Annotated in this window: 9 protein-coding genes; 4 read left to right on the plus strand and 5 right to left on the minus strand. The window is 61.7% G+C overall.

The genetic code is table 11. The features are described 5' to 3' along the window. The first annotated feature begins 12 nt into the window (after positions 1-12). The gene (locus BM045_RS03905) at positions 13-1,314 is read left to right on the plus strand and encodes an NAD(P)/FAD-dependent oxidoreductase (protein WP_092179819.1); all 1,302 of its coding nucleotides are present in this window, start codon (positions 13-15) and stop codon (positions 1,312-1,314) included. Positions 1,315-1,372: 58 nt separating this feature from the next. Continuing rightward, positions 1,373-1,591, plus strand: coding sequence for a type II toxin-antitoxin system CcdA family antitoxin (locus tag BM045_RS03910; protein ID WP_092179821.1), 219 nt, complete (start codon positions 1,373-1,375; stop codon positions 1,589-1,591). A 289-nt stretch (positions 1,592-1,880) separates the two neighbouring features. Here the strand turns inward: BM045_RS03910 and BM045_RS03920 are convergent, their stop codons facing one another. The 3 genes from BM045_RS03920 to BM045_RS03930 form a co-directional block, all read right to left on the minus strand. After that, positions 1,881-2,801, minus strand: a complete 921-nt coding sequence (locus BM045_RS03920) for a DMT family transporter (RefSeq protein WP_092179823.1) — start codon at positions 2,799-2,801, stop codon at positions 1,881-1,883. Then, entirely contained in the window at positions 2,801-3,715 is a 915-nt protein-coding gene (locus BM045_RS03925; protein WP_092179825.1) for a DMT family transporter, read from the minus strand. Before BM045_RS03925 ends, BM045_RS03920 begins: the two co-directional genes overlap by 1 nt. Positions 3,716-3,973: 258 nt before the next feature. After that, positions 3,974-6,487, minus strand: coding sequence for a beta-mannosidase (locus tag BM045_RS03930; protein ID WP_092179827.1), 2,514 nt, complete (start codon positions 6,485-6,487; stop codon positions 3,974-3,976). Positions 6,488-6,757: 270 nt separating this feature from the next. On the opposite strand from BM045_RS03930, the gene BM045_RS03935 reads away from it, so the two are divergent. Further along, a complete protein-coding gene (locus BM045_RS03935) occupies positions 6,758-8,734 on the plus strand; it encodes a putative bifunctional diguanylate cyclase/phosphodiesterase (protein ID WP_092179829.1) in 1,977 nt (658 codons plus the stop codon). A gap of 209 nt (positions 8,735-8,943) precedes the next feature. Here BM045_RS03935 and BM045_RS03940 read toward each other — a convergent pair whose 3' ends face one another. After that, a complete protein-coding gene (locus tag BM045_RS03940; protein ID WP_092179831.1) occupies positions 8,944-10,803 on the minus strand; it encodes an ABC transporter ATP-binding protein in 1,860 nt (619 codons plus the stop codon). 258 nt (positions 10,804-11,061) lie between these two features. Next, positions 11,062-12,912, minus strand: coding sequence for an ABC transporter ATP-binding protein (locus tag BM045_RS03945; RefSeq protein WP_092179833.1), 1,851 nt, complete (start codon positions 12,910-12,912; stop codon positions 11,062-11,064). Between the two features lie 307 nt (positions 12,913-13,219). Between BM045_RS03945 and pepN the strand changes: the two genes are divergently transcribed. Beyond that, positions 13,220-15,856 (plus strand): aminopeptidase N, encoded by a 2,637-nt coding sequence (gene pepN / locus BM045_RS03950; RefSeq protein WP_092179835.1) that lies wholly within the window; start codon positions 13,220-13,222, stop codon positions 15,854-15,856. Positions 15,857-16,034 lie beyond the last annotated feature (178 nt).

The raw sequence follows: 16,034 nt of genomic DNA on the forward strand, positions 1-16,034 counted from the left end.
TAGGAGACCGAAATGGCTGGGCAAAAGCATCGCGTCGTCATCGTGGGCAGCGGCTTTGGCGGATTGTCGGCAGCACAGGCTTTGGCGGGCGCCGATGTCGAGGTGACGCTGATCGACCGGCGCAATCACCACCTGTTCCAGCCGCTGCTCTACCAGGTGGCGACGGCCTCGCTCAGCACGTCGGAAATCGCCTGGCCGATCCGGCATATTTTGCGCAAGCGCGATGATGTCACGACGCTGCTGGCGACCGTGACCGGTGTCGATGTCGCCGGCAAGACCGTGCAACTGGCCGATGGCGCGCCAGTCCCCTATGATAGCCTGATCCTCGCCACTGGCGCGCGGCATGCCTATTTCGGCCATGACGACTGGGAGCAGTTTGCGCCCGGCCTCAAGACGCTCGAGGACGCCACCACCATTCGCCGCAAGCTGCTGCTGGCCTTCGAAGCCGCCGAGCGTGAACCCGATGCAGACAAGCGCCGCGCGCTGCTGACCTTTGTCATCATCGGCGCTGGCCCGACCGGCGTGGAACTGGCCGGCGCCATCGTCGAGCTGGCTCGGGAAACGCTGAAGGGCGAATTCAGGCGCTCCGATCCGGCCAGCGCCCGGGTGATGCTGATCGAGGCCGCCAATAAGGTGCTGGGCAATTTCCGACCGGAGCTGTCGGAATACAGCCTCAAGGCGCTGCGCGATCTGGGGGTGGAAGTAATACTCGGCGAGCCGGTGGAAGCGATCGATGCCGATGGGCTGGTTTATGGCGGCAAGCGGCTGGATGCCGAATGCATCATCTGGGCGGCAGGCGTGCAGGCCTCGCCGGCAGCGAAATGGCTCGGCGTCGAGCCGGACCGGGCCGGGCGCGTGAAGGTCGAGGCCGATCTCAGCGTTGCTGGACATCCAGAGATTTTTGTCGTCGGCGATACGGCGACGATTGCCAAGCCGGATGGCAAGCCAGTGCCGGGCGTAGGCGATGCGGCCAAGCAAGGCGGCAAGCATGCAGCGGCGGTGATCAAGGCGCGGCTGGCGGGAGACACGACGCCCCTACCCTTCCAGTACAAGCATGCCGGGGATCTGGCGACGATCGGCAAGCGGGCGGCGGTGATCGATTTCGGCTGGCTGCAGCTCAAGGGCTGGGTGGCCTGGTGGGTCTGGGGCATTGCCCATATCTATTTCTTGATCGACACCAAGAATCGGCTGGCGGTGGCGCTGAGCTGGCTATGGATTTTCCTCAGCGGACGCCGCAGCGCGCGACTGATCACCCAGGGCAATGCCGAGAAGAGGGCTCCGATCAAGGATGTGACGGAGAGCGCGGACAGTTGATGGCGGGTTGTTCTGGGCGTAGGGTGCGTGTGCCTAGGAGGCCCGGATAGCGACACCATTGCAGAAGCAAGACAAGCCGGTGATCGATCGTGCAGAACTGCTGCGGATCATGGATCTGCCGCTAGAGGAATTTCGCGCTGCACGGGCGAAACGTAGCGAGGCAGAGCAGCAGGAACTAAACCGGCTCTATCAAGAAGAATTTGCCGAAGCGATCGCTGACTACAATCGTCATGTTGAAGAGCACGGACTACCGATCGAGAAGTGTCGAACATTTTAATGGGGCGTTTTGACGTCTATCAGTTCGGCGGCAGTGGCTGGTCGTAGACGTCCAGTCCGACCTGCTGCCACCTCTGGCAACGCGGCTTGTTATTCCACTCACGGAAGCACCTCTTGCGGCCCGCACAGTTGAGGGTCTCAATCCCACATTTGAGGTCGGCGGCTATACCTACGTGCTGATGGCGCAGCAAATGTCAGCCGTTCGTAGCACTATACTTGGCCGACGGGTGGCTTCTGTTGAGACAAGGCGACCAAATTTCTCGGGCCATCGACTACCTCCTCTACGGCTTTTAGCGTTCCACCGCTTCATCGACCGAGGTCGTGGCCTTGTGCAGAGCCCTTTCGCGGAGCCAGATGTAGAGGCCGCTGAGGATGATGATGCTGGCGCCCAGGGCGAACCAGTTGTCGGGCGGCTGGTTGAACACCAGCCAGCTGGCGAGCGCCAGATAGAGCAATTGCAGATAGTTGAACGGGGCCAGCGTTGCCGGCGTGGCGTAGCGATGCGCTACCGAGATCAACAGGTGCCCGAGCACGCCCGCAGTGCCGAGAGTGAAGAAGGCGACCCAGGAAATCGGCTGGCTCGGCCAGGCGAAGTCGGTGAAGGCGAAGGGCGTCACCACGATCAAGGCGATGCCGCCGGCATAGATCTGTTGCGTCATGGCGCCATCGACGCCGGCCAGCTTCCGCGTGACGATGGAAAACAGCGCCGCGAAAAAGGCCGCCATCAGGCTGAGCAGGGCCGCCGGATGGAAGGCCTCGGTGCCGGGGCGAATGATGATCAGAATGCCGACAAAGCCAACCGCGATAGCCAGCCAGCGGCGCCAGCCGACAGTTTCGCCAAGCAGCGGGCCGGACAGGGCGCAGATCATCAGCGGCGAGGTGAACAGCAAAGCGCCGGTGATGGTCAGCGGCAGATAGCGCATGGAGAGGAAATTGCCACCGGTCGAAGCCAGAAGGCAAAAGCCGCGCGCCACTTCGAGTTTCCAATTACCGGTGGCGAACAGGCTCCAGCCGCGCAGGGGCAGGACAAAGACCAGCAGCAGCGACACATGCACGCCATAGCGGGCGAACATGATCTCGCCGGTCGGCATGCCGGTGATGGCCAGCCATTTGGCCGAGACATCGAGGAAGATCAGCACCGATTGCGCGAGGATCAGGATGAGGATGGCGCGATTGGCATTGTGCTCCACGGCAGCGACGAGGCGAGCCATCAGGTTTCCTCGGTGATGGGCGTGACCGGCTTGGCCAGTCTGCGCTCACGCAGCCAGATATAGAGGCCGCTGGCCATGACGATGGGCGCGCCGATGAACAGGAAGATGTCGGGGGGCTGGTTGAAGATCAGCCAGCTCACCGCGGCGAAGAACACGATCTGCACATAGGCGAAGGGGGCCAGCGTCGAAGCGGGCGCAAAACGGTGCGCGACCGTGATGAACTGGTGGCCGCAAAAGCCGATGACACCGATCAGCGACAGCACTGTCCAGTCGATCGGCGTGGTCGGCCAGACCCAATTGGCCAGAGCGAAAGGCGCGAGAATGACGGTGGGCACGGCGGCGCCAAAGAACTGCTGCGTGGCAGCGGAATCCACGCCTGCCAGGCGGCGGGTCATCATGGCGTAAACGGCATAGGAGCAGGCGCCGCCAAGCGAAAGCAGGGTCGCTGGGTTGAACACTTCGGTGCCGGGACGGACGATGATCAGCACACCGATGAAGCCGACGGCGATGGCCGTCCAGCGGCGCCAGCCGACCTGTTCCTTGAGGAAGACAACCGAGAGGGCAGTGATGATCAGCGGCACGGTGAAGCCGATGGCGCCGGTAACGGTGAGGGGCAGGTAGCGCACAGCGGTAAAATTGCACAACGTGGCGCCAATCAGCCCGGCCGCGCGCAACATTTCCAACTTGAAACTGTTAGTCTGCAGCAGGCCAAGGCCCTTGCGCGGCAGGTTGATGCCTGCCGCAATTCCCAGATGCACCGCATAGCGAACGAAGATCACTTGCAGTGCCGGAATGCCGACAAGACCCAGCCATTTTGCGGAGCTGTCGAGGCAGACGAACAGGAAGTAGGCCGCGAGCGCGAGGCCGATGCCGAGAAGGCGGCGCTCCATGATGGGCGCGGTGGTGGTCGACATGGCAGTTCCGAGAGGGCGCGCGGGAGAATGCGGCGGGATGCGTTTAGGGTTGGGGGATGCGGGGGGCGGAGTCAATGCGAAGGGTGGGGATTTATTGGAGGTGGCTGGAAGAGTCCTTGTTGGAGACCCCCACCTAGCCTCCCCCTGATAGGGGGAGGAACAGATCGAGTTTGTGGCGCATCTGGGCTATTCGGGCATAGCCCTCATGGCCTTTTCAGGGGGAGGTTAGGAGGGGGTATTCTTGCTTGCGTTGGTCGTTCAAAACGTCTCGCTCAAATTCCTCACCTTGAGCGACTGAACCAGTTCCGCTGCCGATGGTGTTGCTCCATGCCGTGGGGTGAAGATCAGTTCGGTTTGGCGGCCCGGCAGCAGCGTCACGGCATTGTCGGAGAAGTAGCCGGGGATATCGACCGAGGCGGTGACGAAGAGCGCCGGCTGGTCGGCGGTGAGGGTCAAGACGAATGTCCCGTCCCTGTCAGACCAGGCGGCGCGGACCTTGGGCTCGACAAGTTCATAGGCCTTGTAGGGTTTCGGCAAGAAGTCGTTTTCGCCGAGCAGATTGCCCTTGGCGTCGCGCCAGGAGAAGAACAGGAATTCGTCTTCTGCCAAGTCTGCATAGGCGATGGTGGCGACGGTGATGGCGCCATCGGGGCCGATCGCGCAGTTGCCGGAGAAGACCACGCGGTCACCACCGGCGATCTTTACCGCACGGATTTCGAGCGCAATGCTGGCAGGACGGCCGCTATCGTTGATGCCACGGAAGTTGATCGATGTTGGCGGCGCATTTTCGACCGGCGTGCCGCGCGAATTGGTCGGCACTTCGTCATGCTGCGGCACGGCGACGACATTGACGGGCAGGAAGAAGCGCTTGGCCATATATTGCAGCAGCTTCCACTGCCCGCCGTAGTCGAGGCTAGACCAGCTAGCGACCGGCCAGATGTCGTTGATCTGCCAGAACAGCGTGCCCATGCAGCGCGGCTTAGTAGAGCGCCAATATTCGATGGCGGTCTTGATGGCGAGACCCTGCTGGATCTGGGACAGAAACACCATCTGGTCGAAGTCGCGCGGGAAGCGGAAGTAGCGCGTCATGGTTTCAAGGATACGGGCATTGCCGCCGGCATTGCGCTGGTGGTTTTCCATCACCGGGGAGGATGGATTGCGGTCCTTTTTGTCGGCGAAGGTTTCGATGACATTCATCGAGGTGAAGCTCTGGAAGCCGAATTCGGAGGCAAAGCGCGGATTGACCGTGCGATATGCTTCGAAGGGTTTTGCCGAGTGCCAGACGTCCCAATAATGGGTGTCGCCGCGAGTATCGGACTGCCAGCCGTCGGAAAAATCGAGATAGCCCTGAGAGGGCGAGGACGGCCAGAAGCGGCGGATCGGGTCTTCGTCCTCGACGATATTGCCGAGCATGGAATTGAGCCGGTCGTAGTTGGCGACATAGCGCTCGGGCGCGGCCTTGGTTTCGGGATACCAGTGCAGCGAGCCGATCACTTCATTGTCGCCACACCAGAGCGCAATGCAGGCGTGGTGGCTGAGGCGCCGGACCTGCTGGGTGATTTCTTGGCGGACATTGTCGAGGAATGGGCGATCAGACGGGTAGCTCATGCAGGCGAACATGAAGTCATGCCAGATCAGGATGCCCAGTTCGTCGCAGAGCTCGTAGAAATAATCGGGCTCATATTGGCCGCCGCCCCAGATGCGCAGCATGTTCATATTGGCGGCCTTCGCGCTCTCCAGCAGGTCGCGGATAACGGCGGGGGTGATGCGCGAGGGGATGGCGTCGGCCGGGATCCAGTTGGCGCCCAGCATGGAAATGTCGCGACCGTTGATGCGGCACTTGAAGCTGTGGTCGATCTCGTCCTTTTCGACGATCCACTCCAGCTTGCGTAGGCCGATCTGGCGGGTGGTTTTTTCGCCCTCGAGATTTGTGGTCAGTTCATAAAGCGGCTGCTCCCCCTGCCCTGCCGGCCACCACAACTTTGGGTTGTGGATGGTGATGTTGTGGGTGAAGACATTCTCGCCCTTTTGCACCGAGACCTTGTCGGTGATGACCTGGCCGTCGATCACGTGTTCAAGTTCCACTTCGCCGTGAGCAAAGGCGAAAAGGCGAGTCTTTATCGAGAGTTCGACCGAAGTCTCGCCATGGGCCTGATCGACCTGGACACTGTCCTGGCGGGCCAGCCGCGACTTGCGCAGGCTCATGGTGCCATAAATGCCCACGGGCATCAGGCAGATGCCCCAGTCCCATCCGGCATGGCAGGCCGCCTTGCGGATGAAGTTCATGTGGATGCCCTTCAAGCCATTGGTCTGGTAATTCTTGGTGAAGGGGATCGGGAAAGGATGGGCGTCGGCGCGGGCCTTGGCGACATCCGGCGCGATGGCGAAGTCGACGCGCAGCGTATTGTCGCCTTCGCGGACCTTGCCGGTGACGTCGATATCATGGCGCAGGAAGCTGTTCTGGGTCTGGGCCACGACTTCGCCATTGAGCCGAATGGTGGCGATGCAATCGACCTCGGAAAGGGTCAGCGTCAGGTAGCCATCGAGGTCGGCGGCGCTGGCTGTGAAGCTGCGCTCGACCGACCAGGCGGTCTCGTTGACCCACATCACCTGCTTTTCGTTTTCGCCGAAATAGGGATCGGGAATGTGGTTGCCGGCCAGCAGGGCCGTGTGGACGTCGCCCGGCAGGGCGATTGGCGCGGTGATGTCGCGAGTGGGTGAAGTCAGGGTGAACTGGCCCGAGAGGTCGAGAGCAGAATAGGTGGCAGGCATAGCGATAGCGGTCTCCTCACGGCGCGGTTTGGACCGCGGTCGTCATGAATTTTACAGTGTTCGCAACAACGTGCAATCGATTGCATCTGCGGGACGGCCAAAATTCTGGGAGGCACCGGCGCCGCTTCAACAAGTAAATCCGAGACAATATTTGTATGTATTTTGTACTATTTGGTACAATCGATGGTGGCTACCATCAAATGGCGCTCTTTACCGGTCTATTAGGGTTTATGCGGTTAGTTGAGCGATAATCGAGGACGCCAGAAGGCAATGTCAGGTCTGAAGACCATCGCGCGATTTTTTGCTGTTCCGGATGATCCGCATCTGGTGCAGGCACAGGCGCGCGCCTTCACTCGGCAAGTCCCGTTGATGTACGGCATCCTGCTGGTCAACACGCTGGTGCTGGCGGCAACGCATGATACGGCGCCCGATCTGCTGCGGCTCTATATTCCCGGACTGCTGGCACTGACCTGCATTTTCCGCATTGTCATGTGGCTGCATAACCGCAACAAGCCGATCTCCAATGACCAGGCGCGGCGCATGCTGCGAAGCACGGTGCAGGTCGCCGGCCTGCTGGGCATCGGCTTTCCGCTCTGGGCGCTCAGCCTCTATAACTATGGCGATGCGTTCCAGCGGTCGCATGTCGCCTTTTACATGGCGATTACTGGTATCTGCTGTGTGTTCTGCCTGATGCATTTGCGCGGCGCGGCGATGATCGTGGCGCTCTGCGTGGTGACGCCGTTTACGCTAGTGTTCGTGATGAGTGGCAATCCGGTGTTCGTGGCGCTGGCGTTCAATTTTGCCGTGGTTATTACAGCCCTGATGTGGATCCTGCTCGGCAATTATCGCGATTTTGCCGAGCTGGTCGCCTCACGCGCCGAAATGGAGCGCAAGCAGCAGGAAACCCAGCGGTTGTCGGACGAGAATAACCGGCTGGCCAATATGGATAGCCTGACCGGATTGCCAAACCGGCGCTGGTTCGATCGCCATCTGGCAGAGGCGCTGGAGACGGCGAAGGCCGAGGGACGGCAGATTGCCGTGGCGCGGCTGGACCTCGACAGCTTCAAATCGGTCAATGACATTTTCGGACAGATCACCGGCGATCGTGTGCTGGCTGAGGTGGCCCAGCGCATTAATAGCTTGCGCCGTCCGTCGACGATGGTGGCGCGGCTCGGCAATGACAATTTTGCGCTGATCATGCTGGAAAAGACCAGCGAAGTGGCAATGCAGGGCTGCGGCGACCTGCTGACGGCGGCGATGCGGCCCAGTTTCGAGACCGACCTCGGTATCGTGCATCTGTCGGCCTCGGCGGGCTTTGCCGCATCGCGGCCGGGCGACACAGCCGACACGCTTTATGACCGGGCCGATTATGCGACCTGGGTGGCCAAGCGCGAGGCGCGTGGCAAGGCCGTGGTGTTCACCGAACGCCATGCCGATGAATTGAGCCGCGTGCGCAAGCTGGAACATGCGTTGCATACGGCCGATCTCGATGCCGAGATGCATATCCTGTTCCAGCCGCAGTTCGATGTCTCGCTGGGTCGTACCACGGGCTATGAAGTGCTGGCACGCTGGACCAGCCCGGTTCTGGGCGTGGTTTCTCCGGTCGAATTCATCCCGATGGCCGAGCGGATCGGCATGATCAGCAAGATCACCCAGACCGTGCTGCGCAAGGCGCTGCTAGTGTCGGCCAAGCTGCCGCGATCGCTGCGGCTATCGGTCAATCTCTCGGCCAATGACCTGGCATCCACCACCGCGGTCGAAGCGATCGTCGATCTGGTGGAAAGCTATGGCACGCCCTGCCGGGTGGATTTCGAGATTACCGAGACGGCGATGATGCGCGACATGAAGCAGGCCAGCGATGGCTTGGTGGCGCTGCTGGCGCTGGGCTCGCGAATTGCATTGGACGATTTCGGCACTGGTCATTCGAGCCTGACCTATGTGCAGAAACTGCCGCTCGACCGGATCAAGATTGACCGCAGCTTCGTCAAGGACGTGACCAGTGACGCGACCAGCCGTGCCATCATCAAGACCATGGTGGAGTTGTGCCGGAACCTCGGGATTTCCTGCGTCTTCGAGGGCATCGAGACCGAGGAACAGCTCGACGTGCTGCTGGGCCTCGGCGGCACGGTGATGCAGGGCTATCTGTTCGGGCGGCCGATGAGTGAGGCCGACATGCTGGAGCGGTTGGCTGGCCAGAACAAGACCTGGCAATTCCATCGCAGCCGGATGTTCGGCGCCGCGAGCTAATTTTTTTGGCAATTGCACTGCCCACACCCACGGTGTCACCCCGGCCTTGAGCCGGGGCCCATCCTGAGATCTCGTCTTACGCCGCCAGATCGTTCGACCTTGCGGCTGCGGAATCATCTCGAGATGGATCCCGGCTCAAGGCCGGGATGACATCGAGTGTGGGAAAACGCTTTGGATAGGTCCTCCCCCGCAACCGGGAGAGGTTCAGTTCATTCCGCAGCTGCATCCAAATCGAGGAAGCCACCCGACTGACGTTCCCAGAGATGGGCGTAGTGGCCGCCTGAAGCCAGCAGCTGGGCGTGGGTGCCTTCTTCGACGATCTTGCCCTGTTCCAGCACGACCAAGCGATCCATGGCGGCGATGGTGGAGAGACGGTGGGCGATGGCGATCACCGTCTTGCCCTGCATCAGCGTGGTCAGCTGTTCCTGGATCGCCGCCTCGACCTCGCTATCGAGGGCCGAGGTGGCTTCGTCGAGCACCAGGATCGGGGCATTCTTGAGCAGGACACGGGCGATGGCGACGCGCTGGCGCTGGCCGCCGGAAAGCTTGACGCCCCGCTCGCCGACATGGGCGTCATAGCCCCGATTACCCTTGGGATCGACCAGCGACATGATCACGTCATGCACCTTGGCCTGCTCTGCGGCCCGCATCATTTCCTCGTCGGTAGCCGACTGGCGGCCATATTTGAGGTTTTCGCGGACCGAGCGATGCAGCAGGGACGTGTCCTGGCTGACGAGGCCGATGGCGGCGCGCACGCTTTCCTGCGTCACGTCGCGAACGTCCTGCTCGTCGATGCGGATGCCGCCGTCCTGCACGTCGAACATGCGCAGGGCCAGGTTCACCAGCGTCGACTTGCCCGAGCCGGAACGGCCGACGAGGCCGATCTTTTCGCCCGGCGCCACGGTGAGGCTGAACTCGTCGATCACGCTCCCCTCTTTGCCGCGCCAGTAGTTGAAGCTGACATTGTCATACTTCAGCTCGCCCTTGCTGACGGTCAGGTGCTTGGCTTCCGGCTTGTCCAGCATGGTCAGTGGCTGGGCAATGGTATCCATGGAATCGCGAATATTGCCGATCTGCCGGAAGATGTTGGAGCCGATTTCAAGGATCCAGCCGCTCATGTTCATGATCTGCAAGGCGAAGGGAATGGCTGTGGCCACCGCGGCGGCGGTCAGCGTGCCATTGTTCCAGCCCATCAGTGCCAGCCAGGTGACCGAGACCACCAGCCCCGCATTGAGCAGGAACAGGGTCGACCACATGTAGGTGAACACCCGCATCAGCTTGCGGAAGCTGACGGCGTGGTCATTGATCGAGTCCGAGACATACAGGTCCTCGTGCTCGCCGGTCGAGAAGGTCTTGAGCGTCTGGATATTGGTGTAGCTGTCGACAATGCGGCCGGTCATCACCGATTTGCTCTCCGAGAGCTCCTCGGAATAGCGGGCGATCAGCGGCATGGTGATAGAGAACAACACCGCATAGAGCAGCAGCCAGACACCGATCGGCACCAGCAGCAGCGGATCGAGCTGGGCCAGAACGATAATGGCGACCACCACAAAGACCAAGGCATACCAGGCGGCGTCGATGGTCAGGTTGACGCCGATTTCGATGGCTTCGCCGGCCTGGATGATCTTGTTGGCAACACGGCCGGCAAAGTCGTTCTGGAAGAAGGTCCAGCTCTGGCGGATGACGTGATAGTGGCTCTGCCAGCGGACCAAGTCGACCAGATTGGGGACGATGCCGTGGTTGCGGATCAGCGTATCCATCAGAAAGGTGAGAGGACGAACCAGCACGACGACGACGATCATCCAGAGGAAGGTCTGGCCGTGGACCGTGAAGATATCGCCGGGATTGGTGGTGGCCAGCATGCCGACGACGAGGCCGACAAAGACCGGCATCAGCGCATCGGCGACGGAGCCGATGGCGACCAGCACGATGCGGACGATGAAGGCCGCGCGGAACTGGGTGATGAAATAGTTGACGAAAGGCCGGAGGCCCATCGGCGGCTGGCGGTTCTTGGCCAGTGCGGTGGGCGAATAGAGATGGTCGAAATAGGTGATGACGCGGTTGAACATTGTTGAGCTCGTTATCTTGAGCCGCGCCTGACCGAGACACTTCTGCGCATCGCCTTGTCGGAAAACCGGAAGCCACTTTTCCGGGCGATGCGTTGAAACGCTCAGGTCAGGTTCGGAATCGGTCCATGGGTTTGCGGAGGGCAAAGGCAAGCGCGGGTCGGCTGGTGCTCGCGAGAATGGCCGTTTCGATATTGTCACCCATCTGGGGTCTCCTTTGGTTGTTGGCCGGACGCCGGCGGCGTCCGGGTAGAAAGAAAGCTACTGTGCGGCCTCTTCGGGCGCATCGGCGTCGATGAAGCCGCCGGACTGCCGGTTCCACAGGCTGGCGTAGATGCCATCGGTGTCGAGCAGTTCGGCATGGGTGCCCTGTTCGACCACCCTGCCCTGATCGAGCACCACCAGCCGATCCATCATGGCGATGGTGGAAAGCCGGTGCGCAATGGCGATGACCGTCTTGCCCTTCATCAGCAATTGCAGTTGCCCCTGGATGGCGGCTTCGACCTCGGAATCCAGTGCCGAGGTCGCTTCGTCAAGCACCAGGATTGGCGCGTTCTTGAGCAACACGCGGGCAATGGCAATGCGCTGGCGCTGGCCGCCGGAGAGCTTCACCCCACGCTCGCCGACATGGGCGTCAAAACCCTTGCGGCCCTGCAGGTCGCTGAGGCCGAGGATGAAGTCGGTGGCTTCGGCGAGATCGGCGGCTTCGCGCATCATCTCTTCGGTCGCATCGGGGCGGCCATAGATGATGTTGTCGCGCACCGAGCGGTGCAGCAGGGAGGTATCCTGCGTCACGACACCAATATTGGCGCGTAGGCTATCCTGCGTGACCTTGGCAATGTCATGCCCGTCGATGAGGACATGGCCGTCGGCGCGGTCGTAGAAGCGCAGCATCAGGTTGACTAGCGTCGACTTGCCGGCGCCGGAGCGGCCGACAAGACCGATCTTTTCGCCCGGCTTGATGTGGAGGTTCAGGTTGTCGATGACGCCGGACTTCTTGCCGTAGTGGAAGCTGACATTCTCGAACTTGATGTCACCCTTGACCGTGCCGATCGGCTTGGCCTCCTTGTGGTCGGATACCACGCGGGAGACCGAGAGCGAGGAAATGCCGTCGCGCACCGTGCCGATATTTTCGAACAGCGAGGACATTTCCCACATCACCCACTGGCTCATGCCCTGGAAGCGCATGACAAGGCCGAGCGAGACGGCCAGCGCGCCGGGGCTCATCAGACCGTTGAGCCAGAGCCAGATGCCGGTGGCGCCAGTGGCAAACAGCAGCAGCGCGTTGGACCACAGCACCAGCATGTTGAGCACGGTGAACAGCCGCATCTGCCGGTAGGCGGTGTCGAGGAACTGGTCCATCGCCTCCTTGGCATAGGTCTCCTCGCGATTGGAATGCGAGAAGAGTTTGACCGTGGCGATATTGGTATAGCTGTCGACGATGCGGCCGGTCATCAGCGAGCGGGCATCGGCCTGGGCCTCGGAAATCTTGCCCATGCGCGGGATGAAATAGACCATCAGCGAGACATAGGCGACGAGCCAGGCGAGGAAGGGAATGGCCAGGCGCCAGTCTGCCGAAGCCGCCAAAACCACCGCCCCGGTGAAATAGACGACGACATAGACCAGCATGTCGAGCAGCTTCATCACCACTTCGCGCACGGCGAGCGAGGTCTGCATCAGCTTGGCGCCGATGCGGCCGGCGAATTCGTCCTGGAAATAGCTCATCGACTGCCGGATCAGGTAGCGATGGCTCATCCAGCGGATGCGCTGGGGGAAATTGCTCAGCAGCGTCTGGTGCATGGTGAGCGTCGAGAGCAGGGCAAAGCCGGGCAGGATGAAGACCACCATGGCGCCCATCAGCGCCAGCTTCCAGCCGTCGGTGGCGAGAAAGGTCTTTGGATCTGCCGCAGCCAGCCAGTTCACCACATCGCCGATGAAGCCGAAGACGACGATTTCGCCAATGGCAACAGCTGCCGCGGCAAAGGCCATCAGCCCGAGCCATTTCTTGGCGCCATGGCTGTAATAAAGGCAGAAGGCCAAGAGGCCCTTGGGGGGCTCGACCGGATCGCCGGCCGGATAGGGATTGAGACGCTGTTCAAACCAACGCAGCATAAAAGTCACCGAGAGTGTGCCGATCGCATCGCCGAAACATCGCCGCTGCCCGATCCTCCAAGGGGCAGTTGCGACAGGGTCGTGGCGGTGCCGACCGGAAATTTGGAGTGGCGTTCGATACGCCCAGATTGGCGCAGAGGAACGCTCGATAAAGCCTTGGTCGGCCCGCTTCGCCACGCCGGCGTGAATTGGCGTAGAAAAGTGGACCGAAACGGGTGCAGGCTCGTTAGGATACACGAAAGCGCCGAGTCTGCTGTTGCGGCGCAGCCACAGTAATTTTCAGACCGACGATTTGACGGACCCGTTCATGCGCACCGAAACCGAGCATACCATCTATCTCAAGGACTATGCACCCAGCCCCTACCGGATTGTTTCGGTCGATCTCGACTTCAAGATCCTAGTCGAGAACACGCGGGTGCGGGCGCTGCTGACGGTGGAGCCGATCGAGGGCACGGCCCCCGGTACGCCGCTGGTGCTGGATGGCGACGGGCTGGTGCTGGGGTCGATCGCCATCGACGGGGCGCCATTGATGCTGTCGGACTATGCCGCCAATGATGACGGACTGACGCTGTTCGAGCCGCCGCTGCGGAAATTCGTGCTGGAAACCGAAGTGACGCTCCAGCCCGAGAACAATACCAAGCTGATGGGGCTGTACCGCTCGAGCGGCACCTGGTGCACGCAATGCGAGCCCGAGGGTTTCCGCCGCATCACCTATTATCTCGACCGACCGGATAATCTGGCGGTGTTCAAGGTGCGGATGACCGCGCCGTTGGACGTGGCACCGGTGCTGTTGGCCAATGGCAATCTGGTCGATACGGGCGATGCCGGCGACGGGCTGCATTATGCGGTGTGGGAAGACCCCTTCCCCAAGCCGGCCTATCTCTTCGCGCTGGTGGCGGGCGATCTGGGTTCGATCACCGACAGCTTTACCACCGGCTCGGGCCGCAAGGTGGACCTTGCCATCTATTGCAGCCATGGCAAGGAAGCGCAGTGCCTCTGGGCCATGGACAGCCTCAAGCGCTCGATGGCCTGGGACGAGCGCCGCTTCGGGCTGGAATATGATCTCGACGTGTTCAACATCGTCGCCGTGAGTGATTTCAACTTCGGCGCGATGGAGAACAAGGGGCTCAATATCTTCAATGACCGGCTGGTCTTCGCCAAGCCGGACACGGCCACCGATGGCGACTATGACGGCATCGAGCGCGTCATTGCGCATGAATATTTCCACAATTGGACCGGCAATCGTGTCACCTGCCGCGACTGGTTCCAGCTTTGCCTCAAGGAAGGGCTGACGGTCTATCGCGACCAGGAGTTCACGTCGGACGAGCGTTCGCGTGCGGTGAAGCGCATTTCCGACGTGGTGACGCTGCGCCGCGCGCAATTCCCCGAGGATGGCGGCCCGCTGGCCCATCCGCCGCGGCCGGACCAGTATCGCGAGATCAATAACTTCTACACGACCACGGTCTACGAAAAGGGCGCCGAGATCGTCCGCATGCTGGCAACGCTGCTCGGCGAAGCCGGTTTCCGCAAGGGGATGGACCTCTATTTCGAACGGCATGACGGCTCGGCCACGACGATCGAGGCGTTCCTCGCTGCCTTTGCCGATGCCAATGGCGTCAATCTCGACCAGTTCAAGACCTGGTATCTGCAGGCCGGCACGCCCAAGCTCAGCGTTGACGAAAGCTACGATGCGGAGAAGCAGACCTATACGCTCAAGCTGAAGCAGGAGACGCTGCCGACGCCGGGCCAGGCGACCAAGCAGGCATTGGTTCTGCCGATCAAGTTCGGCTTGCTGGGCCCCAATGGAAGCCCGATGGGCTGGAGCGGTGTGTCCGGCGCCGAAGTGCGCGGCGAGCTGATCGTGCTGGATGGCGCGACGGCCGAGGTGACCTTCACAGGCATTGCCAATCGGCCGGTGGCCTCGCTGCTGCGCGGTTTCTCGGCGCCGGTGGTGCTGGACAGCCAGTCAAGCCAGGAGGATCAGCTGTTCCTCGCCCGTCACGACAGCGATCCGTTCAACCGCTGGCAGGCACTGCAGGATGTCGGCATGGCGCTGGCTGTTGCGGCGGTCAAGGGCACGCCGTGGAGCGATGCGTCGGTGACGGCGCTGAGCCAGGCGATGGGCGATACGCTCGGCAGCGAGACGCTGGACGATGCCTTCAAGGCGCTCGCCCTGAACATTCCCGATGAACAGTCGATCGGCCGCGAGATCGGGCGGGATATCGATCCGGATGCTATTCACCTGGTCCGCAACGCGCTGTTGCGGGCGGTGTTCGAGCCGCTGGCGACGCAATTGCTGGCGACCTACAACGCGCTGGCCAGTACGGCCCCCTATTCGCCGGATGCGGCCAGCACGGGCCGCCGTGCCCTGCGCAACCGGACGCTGGGTCTTCTGCTGGCAGGCGAGGCTGCCGGGGCGCAGGTTCTGGCAGCGCAGCAATATGCCGGTGCCGGCAATATGACCGACCGGATGGCGGCGCTGGCCAGTTCCACCTATGCCAATACGCCGGAATCGCTCGGCATGCTGGCCGATTTCCGTGCCCGCTTTGGCGGCGATCCGCTGGTGCTCGACAAGTGGCTGGCGGTCACTGCTGCGGCGCCGCGCGACGGGGTGATCGATGAGATGAAGGCGATCCTCGCCGATCCCAGTTTCCCCAAGACCAATCCGAACCGGCTGCGCTCGCTGGTGGCGACTTTTGCCATGAACAACATCACCCAGTTCGCACGGGCCGATGGCGCCGGCTTCCGCTTCGTGACGGAGTTCGTGGCCGAGGTGGACAAGATCAATCCGCAAGTGGCGTCGCGCGTTTTGACCGGCTTCCGCATCTGGCCGATGCTCGATGCCCCACGGCGCGAGGCGGCCAAGGCGGCGTTGAGCGGATTGCAGGGCCAGAGCCTCAGCCGCAATGTGAGTGATATCCTGACCCGAATGCTGGCCAGCTAGGGCCTTCAAAGACCATACGCAACCTCGCGCCGGCCCACAGAATTCTGCAGTGCCGGCGCAAGGGCACCCGGAAATCAGCGGGTCTGTGGAAGAATTTTTTCTTCGCCGCTAAGTGACTCTTTTGACTCGGCAATTCCGGCTGACGCGCCCTGCCCTCCCGTTAGGGGGATGGACAGTA

This window comes from Devosia sp. YR412, assembly GCF_900110945.1.
Classification (GTDB): Bacteria; Pseudomonadota; Alphaproteobacteria; order Rhizobiales; family Devosiaceae; genus Devosia.

Bases quoted from the DNA above. Each gene is read 5' to 3' on its own strand.
- BM045_RS03905 (WP_092179819.1), top strand. From the start codon at position 13: ATGGCTGGGCAAAAGCATCGCGTCGTCATCGTGGGCAGCGGCTTTGGC.
- BM045_RS03920 (WP_092179823.1), bottom strand. From the start codon at position 2,801: ATGGCTCGCCTCGTCGCTGCCGTGGAGCACAATGCCAATCGCGCCATC.
- BM045_RS03925 (WP_092179825.1), bottom strand. From the start codon at position 3,715: ATGTCGACCACCACCGCGCCCATCATGGAGCGCCGCCTTCTCGGCATC.
- BM045_RS03930 (WP_092179827.1), bottom strand. From the start codon at position 6,487: ATGCCTGCCACCTATTCTGCTCTCGACCTCTCGGGCCAGTTCACCCTG.
- BM045_RS03935 (WP_092179829.1), top strand. From the start codon at position 6,758: ATGTCAGGTCTGAAGACCATCGCGCGATTTTTTGCTGTTCCGGATGAT.
- BM045_RS03940 (WP_092179831.1), bottom strand. From the start codon at position 10,803: ATGTTCAACCGCGTCATCACCTATTTCGACCATCTCTATTCGCCCACC.
- BM045_RS03945 (WP_092179833.1), bottom strand. From the start codon at position 12,912: ATGCTGCGTTGGTTTGAACAGCGTCTCAATCCCTATCCGGCCGGCGAT.
- pepN (WP_092179835.1), top strand. From the start codon at position 13,220: ATGCGCACCGAAACCGAGCATACCATCTATCTCAAGGACTATGCACCC.